21 protein-coding genes are annotated in these 21121 nt (G+C 64.0%); 11 read left to right on the top strand and 10 right to left on the bottom strand.

Translation table 11 applies throughout. The features are described 5' to 3' along the window. The first annotated feature begins 7 nt into the window (after nt 1–7). Nucleotides 8–1042 carry a M48 family metallopeptidase gene (locus ACJ8MK_RS04940; protein ID WP_442517564.1) on the top strand — a complete coding sequence of 345 codons (1035 nt, stop codon included), beginning with the start codon at nt 8–10 and terminating at the stop codon, nt 1040–1042. A 49-nt stretch (nt 1043–1091) separates the two neighbouring features. Here the strand turns inward: ACJ8MK_RS04940 and gpmA are convergent, their stop codons facing one another. From gpmA to modE, 9 genes are all read right to left on the bottom strand, one after another. Then, complete coding sequence (gene gpmA / locus ACJ8MK_RS04935) at nt 1092–1844, bottom strand: 2,3-diphosphoglycerate-dependent phosphoglycerate mutase (RefSeq protein ID WP_033647147.1); 753 nt, start codon at nt 1842–1844, stop codon at nt 1092–1094. 216 nt (nt 1845–2060) lie between these two features. Then, the gene (locus ACJ8MK_RS04930; protein WP_033637480.1) at nt 2061–2408 is read right to left on the bottom strand and encodes a PsiF family protein; all 348 of its coding nucleotides are present in this window, start codon (nt 2406–2408) and stop codon (nt 2061–2063) included. 197 nt (nt 2409–2605) lie between these two features. After that, nucleotides 2606–3649 carry a galactose-1-epimerase gene (galM, locus tag ACJ8MK_RS04925; RefSeq protein ID WP_039566918.1) on the bottom strand — a complete coding sequence of 348 codons (1044 nt, stop codon included), beginning with the start codon at nt 3647–3649 and terminating at the stop codon, nt 2606–2608. Beyond that, the gene (gene galK / locus ACJ8MK_RS04920; protein WP_047568850.1) at nt 3643–4794 is read right to left on the bottom strand and encodes a galactokinase; all 1152 of its coding nucleotides are present in this window, start codon (nt 4792–4794) and stop codon (nt 3643–3645) included. The genes galM and galK overlap by 7 nt, the downstream gene beginning before the upstream one ends. Continuing rightward, nucleotides 4791–5843 carry a galactose-1-phosphate uridylyltransferase gene (gene galT, locus ACJ8MK_RS04915; RefSeq protein ID WP_161726959.1) on the bottom strand — a complete coding sequence of 351 codons (1053 nt, stop codon included), beginning with the start codon at nt 5841–5843 and terminating at the stop codon, nt 4791–4793. The genes galK and galT overlap by 4 nt, the downstream gene beginning before the upstream one ends. 285 nt (nt 5844–6128) lie before the next feature. Next, nucleotides 6129–6947: a CPBP family intramembrane glutamic endopeptidase gene (locus tag ACJ8MK_RS04910; RefSeq protein ID WP_047568848.1), complete on the bottom strand. Its 819-nt coding sequence runs from the start codon at nt 6945–6947 to the stop codon at nt 6129–6131. A 166-nt stretch (nt 6948–7113) separates the two neighbouring features. Further along, a complete protein-coding gene (locus tag ACJ8MK_RS04905) occupies nt 7114–7686 on the bottom strand; it encodes a cysteine hydrolase family protein (protein ID WP_060387396.1) in 573 nt (190 codons plus the stop codon). A 95-nt stretch (nt 7687–7781) separates the two neighbouring features. Then, nucleotides 7782–9269 (bottom strand): molybdate ABC transporter ATP-binding protein ModF, encoded by a 1488-nt coding sequence (gene modF, locus ACJ8MK_RS04900; RefSeq protein ID WP_060421718.1) that lies wholly within the window; start codon nt 9267–9269, stop codon nt 7782–7784. Nucleotides 9270–9359: 90 nt separating this feature from the next. After that, nucleotides 9360–10151 carry a molybdenum-dependent transcriptional regulator gene (gene modE / locus ACJ8MK_RS04895; protein ID WP_049195922.1) on the bottom strand — a complete coding sequence of 264 codons (792 nt, stop codon included), beginning with the start codon at nt 10149–10151 and terminating at the stop codon, nt 9360–9362. A 188-nt stretch (nt 10152–10339) separates the two neighbouring features. On the opposite strand from modE, the gene ACJ8MK_RS04890 reads away from it, so the two are divergent. The 9 genes from ACJ8MK_RS04890 to modC all read left to right on the top strand — a co-directional run bounded on the left by ACJ8MK_RS04890 (nt 10340) and on the right by modC (nt 19046). Further along, nucleotides 10340–12502 carry a TonB-dependent siderophore receptor gene (locus tag ACJ8MK_RS04890; protein WP_440481841.1) on the top strand — a complete coding sequence of 721 codons (2163 nt, stop codon included), beginning with the start codon at nt 10340–10342 and terminating at the stop codon, nt 12500–12502. Between the two features lie 4 nt (nt 12503–12506). Then, nucleotides 12507–13496 carry an ABC transporter substrate-binding protein gene (locus ACJ8MK_RS04885; protein ID WP_342133884.1) on the top strand — a complete coding sequence of 330 codons (990 nt, stop codon included), beginning with the start codon at nt 12507–12509 and terminating at the stop codon, nt 13494–13496. A 1-nt stretch (nt 13497) separates the two neighbouring features. Continuing rightward, on the top strand, nt 13498–14253 hold the full coding sequence (locus ACJ8MK_RS04880; protein WP_033647137.1) for a class I SAM-dependent methyltransferase: 756 nt from the start codon (nt 13498–13500) through the stop codon (nt 14251–14253). Between the two features lies 1 nt (nt 14254). After that, nucleotides 14255–15280, top strand: a complete 1026-nt coding sequence (locus tag ACJ8MK_RS04875) for a FecCD family ABC transporter permease (protein WP_041033936.1) — start codon at nt 14255–14257, stop codon at nt 15278–15280. Beyond that, nucleotides 15277–16065, top strand: coding sequence for an ABC transporter ATP-binding protein (locus ACJ8MK_RS04870; RefSeq protein WP_197779190.1), 789 nt, complete (start codon nt 15277–15279; stop codon nt 16063–16065). Before ACJ8MK_RS04875 ends, ACJ8MK_RS04870 begins: the two co-directional genes overlap by 4 nt. 145 nt (nt 16066–16210) lie before the next feature. Then, on the top strand, nt 16211–16360 hold the full coding sequence (locus tag ACJ8MK_RS04865) for an AcrZ family multidrug efflux pump-associated protein (RefSeq protein ID WP_004939813.1): 150 nt from the start codon (nt 16211–16213) through the stop codon (nt 16358–16360). A 158-nt stretch (nt 16361–16518) separates the two neighbouring features. Continuing rightward, the gene (modA, locus tag ACJ8MK_RS04860; protein WP_033647133.1) at nt 16519–17292 is read left to right on the top strand and encodes a molybdate ABC transporter substrate-binding protein; all 774 of its coding nucleotides are present in this window, start codon (nt 16519–16521) and stop codon (nt 17290–17292) included. Next, nucleotides 17289–17978: a molybdate ABC transporter permease subunit gene (modB, locus tag ACJ8MK_RS04855; RefSeq protein WP_033653514.1), complete on the top strand. Its 690-nt coding sequence runs from the start codon at nt 17289–17291 to the stop codon at nt 17976–17978. The genes modA and modB overlap by 4 nt, the downstream gene beginning before the upstream one ends. Next, the gene (modC, locus tag ACJ8MK_RS04850) at nt 17979–19046 is read left to right on the top strand and encodes a molybdenum ABC transporter ATP-binding protein ModC (RefSeq protein ID WP_442517563.1); all 1068 of its coding nucleotides are present in this window, start codon (nt 17979–17981) and stop codon (nt 19044–19046) included. It abuts the gene before it with no gap. Between the two features lie 31 nt (nt 19047–19077). Here the strand turns inward: modC and ACJ8MK_RS04845 are convergent, their stop codons facing one another. After that, complete coding sequence (locus tag ACJ8MK_RS04845; RefSeq protein ID WP_047571674.1) at nt 19078–19896, bottom strand: pyridoxal phosphatase; 819 nt, start codon at nt 19894–19896, stop codon at nt 19078–19080. A 178-nt stretch (nt 19897–20074) separates the two neighbouring features. Between ACJ8MK_RS04845 and pgl the strand changes: the two genes are divergently transcribed. Continuing rightward, nucleotides 20075–21070, top strand: a complete 996-nt coding sequence (gene pgl / locus ACJ8MK_RS04840) for a 6-phosphogluconolactonase (RefSeq protein ID WP_033637496.1) — start codon at nt 20075–20077, stop codon at nt 21068–21070. Nucleotides 21071–21121: the final 51 nt, after the last annotated feature.

The following is a 21121-nucleotide window of genomic DNA, read 5'->3' as shown; positions in this document are numbered from 1 at the left end:
GGCGCCGATGATCCTCGAGGGCGCCTATCAGTTGCCGGGGCGGGCCGCACGTGAGGCGGCTCGCCTGCTGGTGAACGAAAGTGGCGAGGGTGTGACGCTGCAGCGGCAGGATGAGCAACGTTACATCCCCTTGGCGGACATCACCGTCTCTGCGGCGCTGGGCAATATTCCGCTGACGCTGACCTTTAAGGACGGCGCGCGCTTTGTGCCGGATGACGATGCGGCCTTCCGCCGCTGGTTCTATCAGCGCCGTTCGCCGGGGTGGGTGCATCGCCTGGAGCGCCACAAACGCGGCGTCGCCGTGGCGCTGCTGATGACGCTGCTGGCGGTCGTGGCCTACGTTAACGTCGTGCTGCCGTGGGCGAGCAGCGAGATCGCCATGCGCATCCCTACCTCGGTGGAACAGACGCTGGGCGAACACACGCAGACGTTTTTGAGCCAAAGCGGCTTTGAACCCTCCGCATTGCCGGCCGAGCGGCAGCAGGCGTTGCAGCAGCTGTTCCGGCTGGTGATGCCGGCCGAGATGCGCCAGGAGCGCACGCCGCTGTCGTTGAAGCTGATGGCGGCGCCCGGTGCGCCGAACGCCTTTATGTTGCCGGACGGCACGCTGGTGCTCAGCGATGGGCTGGTCGCCTTGTCGAAAAACGACGATGGGCTGGCGGCGGTGATGCTGCATGAGATGGGGCATCACGCTTATCGCCATCCGATGCGCATGCTGGTGCGTTCGTCGCTGGTGGCCTTGACGCTGATGTGGATGACGGGTGACGTCAGCGGCATCGGCGACACGCTGCTGCAGTCCGCGTCCTTCGTGAATGAGATGCAGTTTTCTCGCGGCATGGAGCGCGAGGCGGATGCGTTTGCGATAGCGGAAATGCAGCGCCAGGGGCGTTCGCTGGCGCAAATGGCGGCGATCTACCGCGCGTTGGCGCAGGCGCCTGAACGCGAAAAGGCCGATGACTGGGCGTTGCCGGCCTGGCTCAGTACCCATCCGGCGATGCAGGAACGGCTGGACGCGGTGAACGAGGCGATGGCGCAGCAGTAATAAAAAAGCCCCCGGTTTTCACCGGGGGCTTTTTCGTTAACGGGCGAAATTACTTCGCTTTACCCTGGTTTGCCACGGCGGCCGCTTTTGCAGCGATCTCGTCGGCGTTACCCAGGTAGTAACGTTTGATTGGCTTGAAGTTCTCGTCGAACTCATACACCAACGGCACGCCGGTTGGGATGTTCAGCTCGAGGATTTCGTCTTCGCTCAGGTTATCCAGGTATTTCACCAGCGCGCGCAGCGAGTTGCCGTGCGCCGCAACGATCACGCGCTCGCCGCTCTTGATGCGTGGCAGGATCTCTTCGTCCCAGTAAGGAATAACGCGATCGATGGTCAGCGCCAGGCTTTCGGTCAGCGGCAGCTCTTGCTCGGTCAGCGAAGCGTAGCGCGGATCGTGGCCAGGGTAACGTTCGTCTTCTTTGGTCAGTTCAGGTGGGGTCACCGCGAAGCCGCGACGCCATTGTTTCACCTGCTCGTCGCCGTATTTTTCAGCGGTTTCCGCTTTGTTCAGACCCTGCAGCGCGCCGTAGTGACGTTCGTTCAGCTTCCAGGATTTTTCGGTCGGCAACCAGGCCTGATCCAGCTCGTCGAGGATGTTCCACAGGGTGTGGATCGCGCGCTTCAGTACGGAGGTGTAAGCGAAGTCGAAAGTGAAACCTTCCTCTTTCAACAGCTTGCCTGCTGCTTTCGCTTCGGTGCGGCCCTTGTCGGACAGATCAACATCGTACCAACCGGTGAAGCGGTTTTCTTGGTTCCACTGGCTTTCGCCGTGACGCACCAGAACCAGCTTAGTTACAGCCATAGCTTAACTCCTTAATAATCTGACATTTCAATGATAACGAAAATCATTATATTGCCGCGGGCCGGGGCTCGGCAATCGATAGTGTCTAACCATAGCCAATTTCTTGCCGCAAAGTAAGGGCTGGCGAAAGGAAAAAGCTGAATCGTTCAGGCTGGCGCTGCGAGGGGGGAAACGGCGCGCCAAAATCGCTTCGGGCGCGCCGTGGCGTGGGGAAAATCAGGCCGATTTTTTCAGGCAGTTGCTCATGAAGGTTTTACGCGCGTCGCCCTTCAGATCTTTGGTCTTGGCGTCGGCGTTGCAGTTCTTCATTTTCTGCTGCTGCGGCGTCAGGGTTTTGCCCGTCGCGGCGGAGCCTTCGGATTTCAGACAGGTGCTCATGAAGGTGGAACGATCGGCGCCTTTCAGCGATTTGGTGGATGCCTGCTGGTTGCAGTCGGTCATGCGTTTCTGTTGAGCCGCCTGCGCCGGCGAAGGCGTTTTCGTCGCCGTCGTCGCGTCGGCCGCCATCAGATTGGTGCTCAGCATTAAGCCAGCCAGCAATGGAAGTGCAGTAATCAGACGCATAGGTGTTCCTTCAGCTATTGATTGGCCGCCATCGGCCGAAAAAGGTGACGTTGCACAAGGCGTTGTGCTTATCACGGTAGCCTGAGTGTAGTGCGCGCTTTGGAATAAGGGAAGGCGGGCGCCGGTGGGGGGATAGCGTTAAAAGGTAAGCATTTATAACAAATTGCCCCCGGCCGCACGGCGAGGGGCGTGGCGGGTCAGATAGGATAAAACTGATAATGCGTGGCGCTGCGATAGCGGCTCCCCGGCTGCAGCCAGCAGTCCGGCTGCGGCCACTCGGGATGGTGCGGGCTGTCCGGCAAGAACTCGCTCTCCAGCGCCACGCCGGCATGGTCGGCGTAGCTGCCGCCATCGCGCGCCGGCGTGCCGGCCAGGTAATTGCCGCTGTAGAGTTGCAGCGCCGGCGCGTCGGTGAACACGCTCATTTGCACTTGCCCGTCGGCGGACCACAAATGGGCCGCCGGGCTCTCCAGCGCCCCACAGGTACGATGCAGCAGGAATGCGTGATCGTAGCCTTTCACCCGCTGCTGGTCGCTGTCGCGCAGGAAATCGTGCAGCAGCGTTTTCGGCTGGCGAAAATCCATGCCGCTGCCGTCCACCGGCGTCAGATCGGCGCAGGGAATGCCCTCGGCGTCAACGGGCAGATAGCGATCGGCGAACAGCTGCAGCCGCTGGGCGCGGGCGTCGGTGCCGGCGCCGTCCAGGTTGAAATAGGCGTGGTTGGTCAGGTTGACCGGGCAGGGTCGATCGACCTGCGCCAGATAGCTGATTTCCAGGCGATTGTCATGAGTCAGGCGGTAACAAACCTGCACGTCGAGATTGCCGGGAAAGCCCTGATCGCCCTCCGCCGAGTGCAGCACATAGCAGACCTGTTGCGCATCATGCTGTACCCGGCGCCAGCGGCGGGCATGAAAACCGTCGGGGCCGCCGTGCAGCTGGTGGGCGCCCTGATTGGCGGCCAGCGCATGGGGTTTCCCGTCGATGAGCAGACTGGCGTTGGCGATGCGGTTGGCGTAACGGCCGACGGTGGCGCCCAGATAGGCGCCCTGACGCGGGTAGTCCGCCGGGCTGCGGCAGCCGAGCAGCAACTCGCGTCTTTCGCCGGATTTGAGCGGCAAGACGGCGGACAGCCAGGTGGCGCCCCAGTCCATCAGCGTCACCGTCATGCCGCCGGCGTTTTGCAACTGCGTCAGCTGATAAGGTTGCCCATCGGGGGCAACTGCCGTGGTTGCGGTCAGCATAGGCCGGCGCCTTGCGAAGCCTGGCAGACATAGAAGGTTTCCTGTAATCCGCCGGTTTGCCGCGGATACTCGTGCGCTACGGCGGCACGCACCGTCTCCACGAGATCCTGCGGCATCAGCGCGACGACACAGCCGCCAAAGCCGCCGCCGGTCATGCGCACGCCGCCGCGCGGGCCGATCGCCGCTTTGACGATCTCGACCAGCTTATCGATCGGCGGCACGGTGATTTCAAAGTCGTCGCGCATCGAGGCGTGCGACTCCGCCATCAGCCGGCCCATGCGTTGCAGATCGCCGGCCGCCAGCGCGTCGGCCGCCGCCAGCGTGCGGGCGTTCTCGCTGATCACATGGCGCGCGCGTTTGGCCACTAACGGATCGAGCTGGTGTTGACGCGTCTCAAACTGTTCGGGGCTGACGTCGCGCAGCGCCTTGACGCCGAAGAACCGCGCCGCTTCCTCGCACTGTTTGCGGCGGGTATTGTATTCGCTGTCCACCAGCCCGCGTTGCACATTGGAGTTGACGATCACTACCGCGACGTTGTCCGGCATCGGCACCGCACGGGTCTCCAGCGATCGGCAGTCGATCAGCAGCGCGCTGTCGCGCCGGCCGAGCGCGGAGATCAACTGGTCCATGATGCCGCAGTTGCAGCCGACGAACTGGTTCTCCGCTTCCTGGCCGTTCAGCGCCAGCGCTACGCCGTCCAGGGGCAGCTGATAGAGCGCCTGCAGCGCCTGGCCCACCGCCACTTCCAGCGCGGCGGAGGAGCTGAGCCCCGCGCCCTGCGGCACATTGCCGGCGATCACCAGATCCGCGCCGCCGAAGTCGGCGTTGCGGCGCTGAAGGTGCTTCACCACGCCGCGCACATAGTCCGACCAGCGCTGATCGGGGTGGCTGACGATCGGATCGTCGAGCGAGAATTGATCCTGCTGATGCTGATAATCGGCGGCCAGCACGCGGATCTGGCGGTCGTCGCGCTTGGCGCAGGCGATGACGGTTTGGTAATCGATGGCGCAGGGCAGCACGAAGCCGTCGTTGTAATCGGTATGCTCGCCGATCAGGTTCACCCGCCCCGGCGCCTGGATGGTCAACGCCGGCGCGTAGCCAAAGTGTTCGGTAAACAGAGAATGGGTAAGCGGTTTCAGGCTCATGCTTGGGCTCCGGCTTCACGGTAATGAATATCGCTGACGGCGCGCAGACGCTCTGCGGCCTGTTCGGCGGTCAGATCGCGCTGGGCTTCCGCCAGCATCTCGTAACCGACCATAAATTTGCGCACGCTGGCTGAACGCAGCAGCGGCGGATAGAAATGGGCGTGCAGCTGCCAGTGTCGGTTGTCGGCGCCGTTGAACGGCGCGCCGTGCCATCCCATCGAATAGGGGAAGGAGCACTGGAACAGGTTGTCGTAGCGGCTGGTCAGCTTCTTCAGCGCCAGCGCCAGATCCTGGCTTTGCGCCGCGCTGAGATCGGTAATGCGCTGCACCGCCGCTTTCGGCAGCAGCAGCGTTTCAAACGGCCAGGCGGCCCAGTAGGGCACCACCGCCAGCCAGTGTTCGGTGTTTACCACGATGCGTTCGCCGGCGGCCAGCTCGCGCTGCGCATAGTCCAGCAGCAGCGGGGAGGTGTGTTCCCGCAAATACGCGTGCTGCAGGCGATCTTCGCGTTCGGCCTCGTTCGGCAGAAAACTGTTGGCCCAGACCTGCCCGTGCGGGTGCGGGTTGGAGCAGCCCATCGCCGCGCCTTTGTTTTCGAACAGCTGTACCCAGGGGTAGTGCTTGCCCAGCTCATCGGTTTGCGCCTGCCAGGCGGCGATCACCTGCTCCAGCGCCGGCAGCGTCAATTCGGGCAGGGTCTTGCTGTGATCGGGAGAGAAGCAGATCACCCGGCTGACGCCGCGCGCGCTCTGGCTGCGCATCAGCGGATCCTGGCTGTCGGGCGCCGGCGGTGTATCGCTCAGCAGCGCGGCGAAATCATTGGCGAAGACGTAGGTGCCGCGATAATCCGGATTGCGATCGCCGGTGATGCGCGCGTTGCCCGGGCACAGGAAACAGTCGGGATCGTGCGCCGGCAGCGTTTCCGTCGGGACGGCCTCCTGCTGGCCCTGCCAGGGGCGCTTGGCGCGGTGCGGTGAGACCAGCACCCACTGGCCGCTCAGCGGGTTATAGCGGCGGTGCGGATGATCGATAGGGTTAAATTCTGTCATACGGTTCCTTTCTTGGCGTCGACGAGGGTGTAATCGCTTCCAATTACCGTCTTAATACGCCCGTTGCTGAACAGGGAGAGGTCATTGCGCAAAAAGATAGCACGCCCGCGGCACTAAAAAGGTGATCTAACGCGAAAAATGGAATCGTTTACACTGTGATGAAAAGCGCCTGATGGGCGGAGAAAAGCCGGTGGCAACGTGATTGAGGGCATTGCGGTGCGCTACCGGTGATAGCGTTTTCACCCGACCTGCCGGCAGAGAAAGGCTCTCTGCCGGCGTCAGCCGTTAAGGATGCTGATACAGCGGGTAGGTAAAGAACAGCAGATGGGTCAGATTAAGCCCGAAATGGAACAGAATCGGCACCCACAGGCGGCCGCTCCACATCCACGCCAGGCCGTAGATTACCCCGGCCAGCGTCGCGAAGATCACCATCAGCATGCCGCCGGCCAAATGCGCGGCGCCGAACACCAGAGAAGCGACGATCAGCGCCGGCCAGGCGCCCAGCCACTGGCTGAGGCGCTGCTGCAGGTAGCCGCGAAACAGCGCTTCTTCGGCCATACAGACGAAGAACAGGTTCGCCATCACGAAAGGCAGGATCCAGGCGGGCGCATGCAGCTCGATTTTTAAGCCGCCCAGCGCCACGGCCAGCAGCAACAGCGCCGGCACGGCCAGCAGCAGCGCAATCCAGCCCGCTTTGCCGACGTTGCCGCCGCGTTCAGCGGAAAACAGCGTGGGCAAGCAGGCGAACAGCAGGAAGGGCACCATCGCCTTGTCGAAGTTGTAATACATAGTGAACGGCGCGCTGAGCGGGCCGGCTTTTTCACCGTCGATCATCAGCTGATTGTGGATGCCCGGCACCAGGTGCAAGAACAGCGCGATGCAGCCGGCGACCACCAACCCTTCGAACGCGATCGCCAGACTACGCCGCTCGCGAAAATGGTGACGTAGCCCCGCCAGCGCCACGATGGCCAACAGGCAACCCAGGCTGAGCGGCGTCAATACCCCATGATAAAGCCCCATGCCCGCCGAGGCGGCCAGGATAACCCAGGCTATCAGCCGGTTAAACGGTAAGAAAAATAACGAAGCAGCCAGTACGCCCCACATGATATGTCCCTTTAAAATATGTACACGGCGCTCAGCGCCTTTGCGGCGTGCGATGATGGCGAAATTGAGCGCTAGAGCGGATAGTAGCACACCAAGATGACGCTAAAGGTCGGGGCAGTGACGCATCCGTGCAGGGTGCCGGCCCACACGACCGGCGGTATTGAGGTCAGCCTTGCATCCAGGCCTGCGAACGGGCGATTTCCGCCAGGTTTTGCAGGGTGTCCAGGCTCTGCTGGTGGAGCTCCTGCGTGGGGGCTGCGCACAGATCGTGCAGCACGGTCACCTGGAAGCCGGCGTCGTGCGCCTGACGCGCGGTGCTCTCGATGGCGAGCGGCGTGCTGACGCCCGCCAGCAGCAGATGATGGCACCGATGTTGCCGCAGCCAGGCTAACAAATTGTTACCGGAGAAGGCGCTCACCGCCGTTTTATCAAACTGCAGATCGGTCTCCTCCTGATGCAGATCGGGCGTCCAGCGGCAGCCCGGGCCGTTTAGCCGCAGCGCGCCTATCTGTTTCAAATGGTTGAACAGCGGCGAGTGGAGCGGGATGTCATGATAATCGTCGGCAAATCCCGTCCGCACCCAAATCACCGGGATTTTTCGCACCCGGGCGTAGGCCGCGGCGGCATTGACGTTGGCGAGCAGGTGGCTTGCCGTCACCTGTTCGCGGCAGTGGTTGGCGCGCCCTTTGGGCCCGATCAGATCCTCGATCAGGTCGATGATAATCAACGCAGCGGACATGGCGTCTCCAGAAAATGGCCTTCTTTCTTTCTATGATAAAAGGCCAAATGTGATGTGCTGCGGTGAAGTGTTGCCGGATATGTTTACGCCGCGCTTCAGGCGGAAGCCGCCTCCAGCCGTTGCTGTTGGTAGCCGTAGCCGCCCTCGCCGTCGGGCACGAAGCTGAGGCGGTGTGTGATGCACTGCGGCGCGTCTTCGGCATGGTGCGAGACGAACAGCAGCTGGGTGGCGCCCTGGCCGATCAGCACGTCGATGAAGCGGCGCACCAGCTGGCGATTGAGCGGATCCAACCCTTGCAGCGGCTCGTCGAGGATCAGCAGCGCCGGGTGTTTCACCAGCGCGCGGGCGATCAGCGCCAGCCGCTGTTGGCCCCAGGAAAGGCTGTGGAACGGGGCGTCGCCGCGCGCGCCGTCGAGCCCGAGCAGCGCCAGCCATTGCTCGGTGAGCTGCCGCTGACGATCCGAAACCGCCTGATAAATGCCGATCGAATCGAAGAACCCCGACAGCACCACGTTGCGCACGCTGGTGTTGACGCGATAATCCAGATGCAGGCTGCTGCTGACGTAGCCGATATGGCGCTTGATCTCCCAAATGGTTTCCCCGCTGCCGCGGCGGCGGCCGAACAGCGTCAGATCGTTGCTGTAGCCCTGCGGGTGATCGCCGGTGATCAAGCTGAGCAGCGTGGATTTGCCGGCGCCGTTCGGGCCGACGATCTGCCAATGTTCACCGGGGTTAACCTGCCAGTCGAGATGATTGAGGATCGGCCGATCGTTATAGCTGACTACGCCGTCGCGCAGGACGATCAGCGGCCGATCCGCCGGCAGCGCCACCTTTTGCGTTGGATCCTCCTCCTCCGGCAGCGCCAGCCCGCTGAGGTTTTCGCTGTGCGCCAGCTGCGCCACCAGCGCGTCCGCCATCACCTGGCGGCGCGGCCCGCGGTTGGTCAGGGTACAGTCCGCCAGTACGCCCACCTGCCGGACAAAATCCGGGATATCGTCGAACCGGTTGAGCACCAGCACCACGGTCTGGCCCTGGGCGGAAAGCTCGCTCAGCAGCGTGGCGAGCTGCGCGCGCGAGTGCACGTCCAGACCGTCGAAGGGTTCGTCGAGGATCAGCAGGTCAGGCTCGGGCATCAGCGCCCGGCACAGCAGGGTTTTGCGCGTTTCGCCGGTGGAGAGGTATTTGAAGCGGCGCGTCAGCAGGGCGGTGATGCCGAACTGCGCGGCCAGCCGCTCACAGCGCGCGGCGTCTTGCACCTCTTCCTGAATGATTTCCGCCGCGGTGCGGCCGGTGTCGTCCTCGTCCGCGCTGAGCAGATCGGTGTTGTTGCGTTGCCACTCGTCGCTGACCATTTTTTGCAGCTGTTCGAAGGAGATGCGCACCGCGTGCTGAAAGTCGCTGCGGCGCTCACCGCTCAGCAGAACCAGTTCGTCGGCCAGCGCGCGCGCCAGGGCGGATTTGCCGCTGCCGTTGGCGCCGACGAAGGCCCAGCTGTCGCCGGCCTGGATTTCCAGCGCGTCCAGCGTCAGGGTGCGGGTATCGCTTAAGCGGAATGAACCTTGCGAAATGTGCAACGACGACATCACCTGTTCCTTTTTTTGCAATTATTTGCCTTAGGAATAGGCGCATTGCAGGGGGATGTCAATCAACAAAAACGCAACGTTACGTTGCGCTTAACACAACGTGGCGACAATCACGCGATCGGCGTTGAACAGGGCGTGTACGGCGGTGCCGACGCTCAGCTGCAGGCGCTGCAGCTCCGCCGTCGTCAGGGTGGCGCACAGGGTTTCGCCGCCCGCCAGCGTCACCAGCACCTCGCTGTGTTCGGCACCCGGCTGAATGCCGGCCACCACGCCCGCCAGCGCGTTATCCACGCCGGCATGCTCCGCGGTATCGACGCTTAACCGCACCCAGGGCGCCTTGATCAGCGCCAGCACCTCTTTGCCCGGCGTCAGCTGCAGCCGGTCGGCGCTTTGCTGGGTGACGGCCGCCGTCAGGCGAGTGGTGCCGTCATTCAACAAAATCGCCAGGTGCTGCTGCACCTGCTGATGATCGCGTTCGATGACGGTACCGAAGAACTGATTGCGCGCGCTGGTTTGCAGCGAGAAGCGCGAGATGGCCGCCAGCAGGCTGTCGAGCGGCAGATCGTCCTGCTGCAACACGTCGAAAGCTTTTTGCTGCACCTGGCCCAGCAGGTCATACAGCTGGATCAACCGCTGGCCATAGTGCGTCAGCTGTGCGCCGCCGCCGCCTTTACCGCCGGTGGCGCGTTCCACCACCGTTTGTTCCGCCAGCTGGTTCATCTCATTGATGGCGTCCCAGGCGCTTTTGTAGCTGATGCCCGCCAGTTTGGCGCCCTGGCTGATGGAGCCGGTGTGCTGCACCTGTTTCAGCAGCGCGATGCGGCGCGGATCGGCGAACAGCTTTTGCTGGAGTTTGAGAGTCAGAAGAATTTCGGCCTGCATAGCGCATCCTGTCGGCGGCAAAAATCTTATTGTCGCCGATTTGGCGGCAAAGCGCCAAGCGCAGTGCGCTGGAGGGCGGGGCAATAAAGACTGGCATTGCTTTGTTGTTATAATATAACATAACAGAAAAACGATAAGGCTTTACGCTGGCTGCGGCCGGTTTTTATTTCACCACAGGGATGCTTCACATGAGTACGACACGCTGGCGTCTTGTCACGCCCAGAAAATCGTTATGCCTTGCCGCCGCCTGGGTCGGCGGCGCACTGACGGCGCCGTTGGCTTTCGCCGCCGACTGCGATAAAGCCCGCAATGCCACGGGATGCGAAGAACAGCTCACCGTGGAGGCGGCGGCCCCCGCCGGGCGCTACGATGCGTTGAGCGCCGTGAGCCGCAGCGCTTCGCAGCTCGGGCTGACCGCTCGGGAGACGCCGCGCAGCGTCGATATCATCAGCGCAAGAGCGATCCAACAGCGGGGCGATCGCTCGCTGGCCGCCGCCGTCGAGCACGCCACTGGCCTGTCCGGCGTCGCTTCGCCGACGCTGTCCAACAACTTTTCCGCGCGCGGTTTCCGGCCGATCGCCTGGCTGTATAACGGCGTGGAGATGCCCGGCAGCACGCTGCAGCTGGGCGATCCGGTGCATTACGACAGCATCGAGATACTGCGCGGGCCGGGATCGGCCTTGAACGGCCTGAGCGCCGCGGGCGGCAGCGTCAACCTGATCTCGCGGCGGCCGACCTTCAGCCGCCAGCCGCTTGAGCTCGATTATGGCTTCGGCAGCTACCGCAGCCAGCGTCTGCATCTGGGGGCCGGCGGCGCGCTGGTGGACGATGCGGTGGCGTACCGGCTGGACGTCAGCGGCAACGACAGCGGCAGCAACGTGCAGTACGAACGCGATCGGCAGAAGCGGGTTTCCGGCTCGCTGCTGTTTAAACTGACGGACGATGCGCTGTTGACGCTGAGCCTGGACCGCATGCTCAACCGCACCAACAACCCTTACTACGGCACGCCGCTGCTGGACGGGCGCATTGCCGGCGAGCTGCGCGACATCAATTACAACAACCTGACCGACAGCCGCATCCAGAGCAACGCCACCGCATTTCAGGCCAGTCTGGACTGGTTTATGACGCCCGAAGTGGAGTGGCATAACCAATTTTATTATTACAGCGGCTTTCGCGAGTGGCGCAACGTCGAACGCTTTCGCGTCGCGGCGGCGGCCCGACCCGGCGACGTCAACCGCGACTCCTTCGGCGCCCTGGCGCACGACGACGATCTGATCGGCAACCGCAGTTCGCTGGTGTTCGATCGCGCCATCGCCGGTTTCGATAACCGGTTGCTGGTCGGCCTCGATCTGAGCAAGCGGCATTTTCAGTACTACTCCAACGGCTTCCCCGGCTCGGAAGACGTGCCGCTTGGCGCGCCGCCCCGAGAGCCGTTCGCCCAGGGAACCGACCGCCAACGCGCGCCGGTGCGCCACGTTACCCAGAACCAGTACGCCGCCTTTCTTGAAGATCGCTTCAGCCTGACCGAGCGTTTAGCGCTGCTGGGCCAGCTGCGCTACAACCATATGAACATGGACTGGCGCTTCCAGGGGCCGCAGGAAGAGAGCCGCGCGCATACCTACGTTTTCAGCACCTGGAGCCTGGGCCCCAGCTATGCATTGACCGATAACCTCACGCTCTACGCCAACTACACCACCGGCCAGGAGCCGGGCAACGATCTGTTCTTCCTCAGCCCAACGCAGACCGATCTGCCACTGACGCGAGCGCGCCAGTGGGAGGCCGGCGCCAAAGGGCAGTTCTGGGGTAACAAGGGTGAGGCGACGCTGGCGCTGTACGAACTGCGCAAGGACAACCTGTTTGTGCCCGACGCGCAGCGGCCGGATGCGTTGAACGCGGTAGGCAGGCAGACGTCGCGCGGCATCGAGCTTGGCGTGGTGCTGCGTCCCGACGAGCGCTGGGAGCTGGCCGGCAACGCCGCCTACACGCATGCCCGCTACGACGACTATCGCGGCGGCAGCCCGCTGCGCAGCTACAACGGCAATCGCCCGGCCTATATCCCGGACTGGACCGCCAACCTCAGCGTGCATTATCAGGCGACGGAGCGTCTGGGGCTGGCTTCTTCACTGCGCTACGTCGGCAGCAGTTACAACGACGACGCCAACCAGCGCAAGATGCGCGCGTATACCACGCTCGATCTGGCGGCGGACTATCAGCTGACGCCGATCGTCGATGTCGGTTTTCGCATTCGCAACGCCACCAACCAGCTGTACGCCTACCAGCGCACTTACCCGGATCAGGCGCTGATCGCGCCGCCGCGCAGTTATGAAACCTTCGTGTCGGTCAGGTTCTGACGGCGTGAAACGCTGGCTTGCTCTGCTGTTGTGCGCCCTGGGATTGGGCGGCGGCGCGCCGCTGCGCGCCGATGCCGTCAGCCTGCAAAATTGCGGGGTAACGCACGATTACCCGCAGCCGCCGCAGCGGGTGCTGGTTTACGCCAACCCGGCGTTGGAAAACCTGCTGGCGCTGGGGCTGGCTGGCCGCGCGATCGGCGTGGTCGGGTATGACCGCGCGCGCGATCCCGCGCCGACGGCCGATGCGCTGCAGGCGCCCACCAGCCCGGCGCCGCCCACGGCGGAAGCGTTGCTGCTGATGCGGCCGGATTTTGTCTATTCGGCCAGCTATTACTGGCTGCACAGCCCGGAAACGCCCGATCGGGCGCGGCTGGCAGAATGGGGCATCGGCACTTATCTCTCACCCGGCGCCTGCAGCGGCCAGCAAAGCGCGATCGCCGCCGCGCTGACGTTTGAAGACATTTTCACCGAGCTGCGGGAGCTGGCGCGCATTTTCAACGTCAGCCGCGCCGGTGAAGCGCTGGTCGAACGGCTGCGCGGGCAGCTGAGGGCGCTCGAACCACAGCGTGCTCAGCTGCCGCATATGCGCCTGCTGTGGTGGTATGCCGGCGCGCAAACGCCCTATGTGGCGGGCTGCTGCGGCGCGCCAGGTTTGCTGAGCCGCAGCGTCGGCAGCGAGAACCTGTTCGGCGATCGACCCGAGCTGTGGCCGACGGTGTCCTGGGAAATCATCGCCGCCCGCGATCCGGATGCGATCGTGCTTGGCGATCTGCCGCGTGGCGGCCTCGGCGACAGCGCGGCCGACAAGATCGCCTTTCTGGAGCATCACCCGCTGACCGCGACGCTGCGCGCCGTGCGTCAGCGGCGCTACGTGATCCTCCCCGGTTACGACATGGACCCTTCCGCCCGCACCGTGGCGGCGCTGGGCCGTTTGATTCGGGGCCTGGCGGCCTTGCCGCCGCAGGCGCCGACTTTTTCCAACAAGGAACCTTGATATGACTGCCGTTTCATTCTCTTCGCTGCTGGACTCCTGGGATCGCCAGCAGGCGGCCTACATCGCCGAACGGGAAGCGCGTTTTAACGCCCAGCTGGACGTGCTGGCGCTGGCCGCCGGCCAGGATTTTCACGTGGTGGATCTGGCTTGCGGCCCGGGCTCGCTGAGCCTGCGCATTTTGCAGCGCTTTCCGCAGGCCAGGGTGACCGCCATCGATCTCGATCCGCTGCTGCTGGCGGTGGCGCGCGGCGCGCTGGCGGCGTACGGCGATCGGATCCGCATTCTGCAGGCCGATCTGGCGGATCCGGCCTGTTTTTCCGCGCTGTCCGGCCCCGCGCCGCAGGCGGCGGTGTCCAGCACGGCGCTGCACTGGCTGATGCCCGAGCAGCAGCTGGCGCTGTACCGCAACGTCGCCGGGCTGCTGGCCGACGGCGGCGTGTTCCTGAACGCCGATCATCAGCGCTATGACCAGCGCCAGCCGCGGCTGAAAGCGTTGGCGGAGCGGCATGACGAGCAGACCCAACAGCGCGCCTGGGACAACGGCGTTGAGGATTGGGATCGCTGGTTTGCGGGCGCGCTGCAATCGCCGGCGCTGGCCGCTTATCAAGCCGAGCGTGAAGCGCTGTTCGCCGGCCGCCCGGTGCCGCCGCCGACGCCGGTGGATTTCCAGCTCGCGGCGCTTAGACAAGCCGGTTTCAGCGAGGCGGGGACGGTGTGGCAGCTGTTGGACGACTATGTGATCGCAGGCTGGAAATAGCATGATCCGGCGGTTACTGCCCGGCCGTGAGGCCGGCTGGCTGCTGTTGCTGGCGGCGGCGCTGCCGCTGGCCCTGCTGGGCGCCACCCTGTCGGGGCCCGCGCCGATCGCGTGGCACGACGCCTGGCGCATCGTGCTTGGCGTCAGCGGCGGTGCGGCGACCGACGCCGATGTGTATCAGCGCATCATCTGGTCGCTGCGGATGCCGCGCGCGCTGTTGGCGGCGCTGGCCGGCGCCGGATTGGCGCTGGCGGGCACCGTGCTGCAGTCGCTGACCCGCAACCCGCTGGCCGATCCCTGGGTGCTGGGCATCTCCTCCGGCGCCGGCGTGGGGGCGGTAACGGTGCTGGTATTGGGGCTGGGCGGCGGCCTGTTGTCGGTGTCCGGCGGCGCGTTTATCGGCGCGCTGGGGGCGTTTGCGTTGGTGATGCTGCTGGCCGGGCGTTCGCTGCAGGGGGAGTCCACGCTGTTTATTCTGGCCGGGGTGGCGGTGACGCAGCTGCTCTCCGCGCTGACTTCGCTGATCACCCTCTGGCAGGCGGACGCCAACGCCACGCGCGGCGTGATGTTCTGGTTGCTGGGATCGTTCAGCGACGCGCGCTGGCCGCAGGTCGGGCTGTGCGGGCTGGCGCTGGCGGCGGCGCTGCTGCTGTGTTGGCTGCGGGCGGGTGAGTTGGACGCGCTGGCGTTTGGCGGCGTGACCGCCGCTTCGCTGGGGGTGGCGGTGGCTCCGCTGAAGCTGCTGCTGTATGTGGTGACCACCGCGCTGACGGCGGCGATCGTCGCGTTCAGCGGCGCGGTGGGATTTATCGGGCTGACGGTGCCGCACGTCGCCCGGCGGCTGGTCGGCTCGCGGCATCGGCTGCTGTTGCCGGCCAGCGCGCTGTGCGGTGCGCTGTTCGCCGTGGCGGCGGACACCCTGGCCAGAACGCTGTTTGCTCCGCGCGAGCTGCCGGTCGGCGTGCTGACGGCGCTGCTGGGGGTGCCGGTATTCCTGCTGTTGCTGTATCGGAAGGTCAATGCATGACGATTGAAAAAGCGCGATCCGGCCTGTGCGCCGAGGCGGTGAGCTGGCGAGCGGGCGAACGCACGGTGCTGGAAAATCTGGATTTCTGCGCCTTGCCCGGTGAGATCACCGGCGTGCTCGGCGTCAACGGCAGCGGTAAATCCACGTTGCTCAAGCTGCTGGCCGGGTTGCAGCCCGCCGCCGGGGGCCGCGTTTGGCTGGCAGGGCGCCAAATTACCGCGTTTTCCGGGCGGGAGCGCGCCAGGCGCATCGCTTTTCTTGAGCAATCCGCCCCCGGCGCCTTCGCGCTGCCGGTGAAGGAGGCGGTGCTGCTGGGGCGCCTGGCCCATATCGGCCGCTGGCGCGGTTTCGGCCCCGAGGATCGCCGCCTCGCCGGGCAGGCGATGGAGCAAGTGGGCATCAGCCACCTGGCCGATCGCGATTGGCAGCGGCTGTCCGGCGGTGAACAACAGCGGGTGCATCTGGCGCGCGCGCTGGCGCAGCAAACGCCGTGGCTGCTGCTGGATGAGCCCGCCAACCATCTGGATATCGCCCATCAGCAGCAGTTTATGGCCTTGCTGCGGCGGCTGAAACTCAGCGTGGTGGTGACGCTGCACGATCTGAATCTGGCGGCCTGTTATTGCGATCGGGTGGCGCTGCTGCAGCAGGGCGGGATCTGTGCGGCGGGCACGCCGCGGCAGGCGCTGACGCCGGAGCACATTCGCGCGGTGTACGGGGTGGAAGCCCGGCTGGCGGCGCCCGCCGGCTATGCGCCGCCGCTGATCTACTATCCTGCGGCGGGATGAGCCGGTGGAAAGGGCACGTTTGGCCGATCACAATTTCGCCCCGCTGGCTAAAATAACTCCGGTTTTAGCGATTTTTTTGGGTTAGAATAACCCGATATGCGGTGAAAGGCATTTGCCGCTCAATGGGCAGTTAAGCGAGGCTATCATGTTGGAATTATTGAAAAGTCTGTTGTTTGCCGTGGTCATGGTGCCGGTGGTCATGGCGCTGATCCTCGGCCTGATCTACGGTTTTGGCGAAGTGTTCAACGTCTTCTCCAAAGTGGGCCGTTCGAAAGAAAACCGCACCCAGCACTGACCGTTCCCCATCCCGATACCCGCCGGCATCGCCCGGCGGGCATTCCTCAAGTTATCTCACGCTTTGCCGATAAACCGCATGACAAGCTTTCGCGCAACGTTATATTATTTTTTATATAACGAAGAGTGATAATGCACGTTAACTTGCGGAGAAAAACAATGAAACAGCAATGGACCAAATGGGTTGGCGGGATCGTGTTGGCATCGGGCCTGGTGGCACAGGCTTCGGCGGCGGAAAAGATCACCGTGTTCGCCGCCGCGTCGTTGACCAACGCGCTGCAGGACATCGCCACCCAGTATCAAAAAGGCAAGGACGTGCAGGTGGTTTCCTCCTTTGCGTCCTCTTCGACGCTGGCGCGCCAAATTGAGCAGGGCGCCCCGGCCGATCTGTTCATCTCCGCCGATCAACAGTGGATGGATTACGCCATCGACAAACAGCAGATGGTGAAAGACACCCGCTATACGCTGCTGGGCAACGAACTGGTGCTGATCGCCGCCAAGAGCGATAAGCAAGACAAGATCGCCATCGACAAGCAGACCGACTGGGCCAAGCTGCTCAACGGCGGCCGTCTGGCGGTGGGCGATCCGGATCACGTGCCGGCCGGCATCTACGCCAAAGAGGCGCTGGAACACCTGGGTGCCTGGAGCGCGCTGGAGCCGAAACTGGCGCGCGCCAACAACGTGCGCAGCGCGATGGCGCTGGTGGAGCGCGGTGAAGCACCGCTCGGCATCGTCTACGGCTCCGACGCGGTCGCCAGCGACAAGGTGAAAGTGGTGGGCGTATTCCCGGAAGACAGCCACAAACCGGTTGAATATCCGATGGCGATGGTGAAAGATCGTCAAAATCCGACGGTCAGCGCTTTCTATACCTATCTGAAGGGCCCGGAAGCGGCCGCTATTTTTGAACATTATGGATTCACCCCGCGTAAATGATTCTGAGTGAGTACGAGTGGCAGGCGGTTGAGCTGAGCCTGAAAGTCTCCGGTTTGGCGGTGGTCTGCAGCCTGCCGTTCGGCATTCTGATGGCCTGGGTGTTGGTGCGTTGCCGCTTTCCCGGCAAGGCGCTGCTGGACGGCGTCATTCACCTGCCGCTGGTGCTGCCGCCGGTGGTGGTCGGCTATTTGCTGCTGATCGCCATGGGGCGGCGCGGCGTCATCGGCGAGTGGCTGTACGACTGGTTCGGCTTCAGCTTCAGCTTTAGCTGGCGCGGCGCCGCGCTGGCATCGGCGGTGGTGGCGTTTCCATTGATGGTGCGCGCCATCCGGCTGGCGCTGGAGGCGGTGGATACCCGGCTGGAGCAGGCGGCGCGCACGCTGGGCGCCAACCCGTGGCGGGTGTTTTTCACCGTCACGCTGCCGCTGTCGCTGCCCGGCGTCATTGTCGGCGTGGTGCTGGCCTTCGCCCGCTCGCTGGGGGAGTTCGGCGCCACCATCACCTTTGTCTCCAACATTCCCGGTGAAACCCGCACCATTCCGCTGGCGATGTATACGCTGATCGAAACGCCGGGAGCGGAAGCCGCCGCCGCGCGGCTGTGCGCGATCGCCATCGTGCTGTCGCTGGCTTCGCTGATGGTGTCCGAATGGCTGGCCCGCTGGGGCCGCAAACGGATGGGGGTGTAAATGCTGGAGCTGGATTTCTCGCAGCAGCTGGGCGACCTTAATCTCAACGTCCGCGCCGATTTGCCGGCGCAGGGCATCACCGCGATTTTCGGCCTGTCCGGCGCGGGCAAAACTTCCCTGATCAACGCCATCGGCGGCCTGACCCGTTTGCAGCAGGGGCGCATCGCGCTCAATGGCCGCACGCTGGTGGATACCGCCGCGGGCCTTTGCCTGCCGCCGGAAAAGCGCCGTATCGGCTACGTGTTTCAGGATGCGCGGCTGTTCCCTCACTATCGGGTGCGCGGCAACCTGCAGTACGGCATGGCGGCCGGCATGCACGCACAGTTCAACACTATCGTCGAGCTGCTGGGCATCGGGCCGCTGCTCAATCGGCTGCCGCTGACGCTCTCCGGCGGTGAAAAACAGCGGGTGGCGATCGGCCGCGCGCTGCTGACCGCGCCGGAACTGCTGCTGATGGACGAGCCGCTGGCCTCGCTCGATCTGCCGCGCAAACGCGAGCTACTGCCGTATCTGGAGCGGTTGGCGCAGGACGTCAACATCCCCATCCTCTACGTCAGCCATAGCCTGGACGAGATCCTGCGCCTGGCCGAGCAGGTGATGGTGCTGGATCGCGGCGAGGTGCGCGCGTTCGGCGGGCTGGAAGCCGTTTGGGCCAGCAGCGCGCTGCGGCCGTGGCTGCAGCGTGAAGATCAGAGCAGCGTGCTGCGCGTCAGCGTGATTGAGCATCATCAACGTTATGCCATGACCGCGCTGGCGCTCGGCGATCAAAGGCTGTGGGTCAGCGGCATCGACGCCGAACTGGGCACCCAGCTGCGCATTCGCATCAACGCCGCCGACGTCTCGCTGGTGCTGCAACCGCCGGTCAACAGCAGCATTCGCAACGTGTTGCCGGCCAAGGTAAGCGAGTGTCTGGACGTGGACGGGCAGGTGGAAGTGAAGCTGGCGGTCGGGGAACACGTGCTGTGGGCGCGGATCACGCCCTGGGCGCGCGATGAACTGGCGATCCGCCCTGGGCAGTGGCTGTACGCGCAGGTGAAGAGCGTGTCTATCAGCCGCGAGAGCCGCTAAGACAGACCCTCCCGGCGGGAGGGCGAAAAAACTAGAGTACGCGGGTGCGGATCACCTCGGCGATGCCCGGCTGCAGGTTATCGGCGATCACCAGATCGGCGCGTTCCTTGATCGCGTCATCGGCGTTGCCCATCGCCACGCCCAATCCGACCGCTTCCAGCATGCTGATGTCGTTGTAGTTGTCGCCGAACGCCACCACCTGATCCATGCTCAGCCCCTGCGACTCCACCCATTGGCGCAGGCGCTTGCCTTTGCTGTTGCCGCCTTTGGCGATATCCACCTGATCGTGCCAGGACCATTCGCACGCCAACCCCAGCTCTTTTTCCACCGTGTCGGCAAACTCGCGCAGCGCCGGAATATCGGCGTGCGAGGTGGCGAATTTCCAGATCGCCTGCGCGTCGTCGGCCGCCTGCGCCAGGCTGCCGACCTGCAGCAGCGTCGGGCGCTGCGCCGCCGGCAGGGTTTCGGCCCAGGCCAGCGAGCGGATCACGTGGCCGCTCGGCTCCTGATACAGCATGGCGTCGTCGACGTACATCAGCCCGTGAATATCGGTCTGTTTGAGCATCTGCAGCACCTGCCTGGCCTGATCTTTCGCCAGCGGATCGGCCGCCAACACCTTCTTCTGCTGAAAATCATACAGGTAGGTGCCGTTGCAGCAGATGGCCGGGGTGTCTATCTGCAGCGCCTGGTAGAACGGATGGATAGCGACGTGATGGCGGCCGGTGACCACCACCACCTGGATGCCGGCGGCGCGCGCCTGCGCCAGCGCTTCCAGCGATTGCGGTAAGATGCGTTTTTGGTTGTCCAGCAGGGTGCCGTCAAGATCGAGGGCGATGACGCGGTAGCTCATAGGGTTCTCGTTATCGTTAGCCATAAAATTAATCCGATGGTACACCGGATAGCCAACGGAGAAAACCGCGTGAGCTTCCGGTGCTAAGCGGGGTTGCCATGCGACGGATGTGCGGTAAGCTAGGGGCAATCGAACGGCCTGAAACCGGTTCCTCTTTTACCCTTTGCAAGGAGAACACATGAAGCAAATCGTTTATGTCGCCAGCCCGGAGAGCCAGCAGATCCACGTCTGGCAGTTGGACGACGCCGGCGCGCTGGCGCTGCTGCAAACCGTTGACGTGCCGGGACAGGTGCAGCCGATGACCCTTCATCCGGACAAGACCCACCTGTACGTCGGCGTGCGTCCGGCGTTTGGCATCGTCAGCTACCGCATCGAGGCGGACGGCACGCTGCAGCAGGCCGGCATGGCGCCGCTGCCGGGCAGCCCGACCCATATCTCCACCGATTTGCAGGGGCGTTACCTGTTCTCCGCCTCCTACAGCGGCAACTGCGCCAGCATCAGCCCGATCGGCCACGACGGCGTGGTGACGGCGCCTATTCAGCAGATCGACGGCCTGACCGCGCCGCACTCGGCGAACATCGATCCGACCAACCAGCTGGTGCTGGTGCCTTGCCTGAAAGAAGACCGCATCCGCCTGTTCAACCTGAGCCTGGCGGGCCAGCTGACGCCGCACGCGCAGGAAGCGGTGGCGACCGCCGCCGGCGCCGGCCCGCGTCATATGGCGTTCCACCACAACGACAAGTTCGCCTACTGCGTCAATGAGCTGGACGGCACGGTGGACGTGCTGGCCATCTCGGAAAACGGCGGCAAATACACCGTCACGCAGACGCTGGACATCATGCCGGCCGACTTCGACGGCACCCGCTGGGCGGCGGACATCCATATCACGCCGAACGGCCGCTTCCTGTACACCAGCGACCGCACCGCCAGCATTCTGACCATCTTCAGCGTTTCCGCAGACGGCGGCACGCTGAGCGTGGTCGGCTATCACCCGACCGAAGCGCAGCCGCGCGGTTTCAACATCGATCACAGCGGCCGTTTCGTGATTTCGTCCGGCCAGAAATCCGATCACATCGCGGTGCATGAAATTGACCAGGCCAGCGGTAAGCTGACCACGCTGGCGCGTTATCCGGTGGGCAAAGGCCCGATGTGGGTGAGCGTGCTGGCGAAGTAATTCGGCGGTCAGACGAGTATGGAAAAAGCGCGATTCGGTGGAATCGCGCTT

The sequence above is a fragment of the Serratia sp. CY38905 genome, from assembly GCF_052168875.1.
Taxonomy (GTDB): domain Bacteria; phylum Pseudomonadota; class Gammaproteobacteria; order Enterobacterales; family Enterobacteriaceae; genus Serratia; species Serratia sarumanii.
This window is presented reverse-complemented; position numbering and strand designations above follow the sequence as displayed.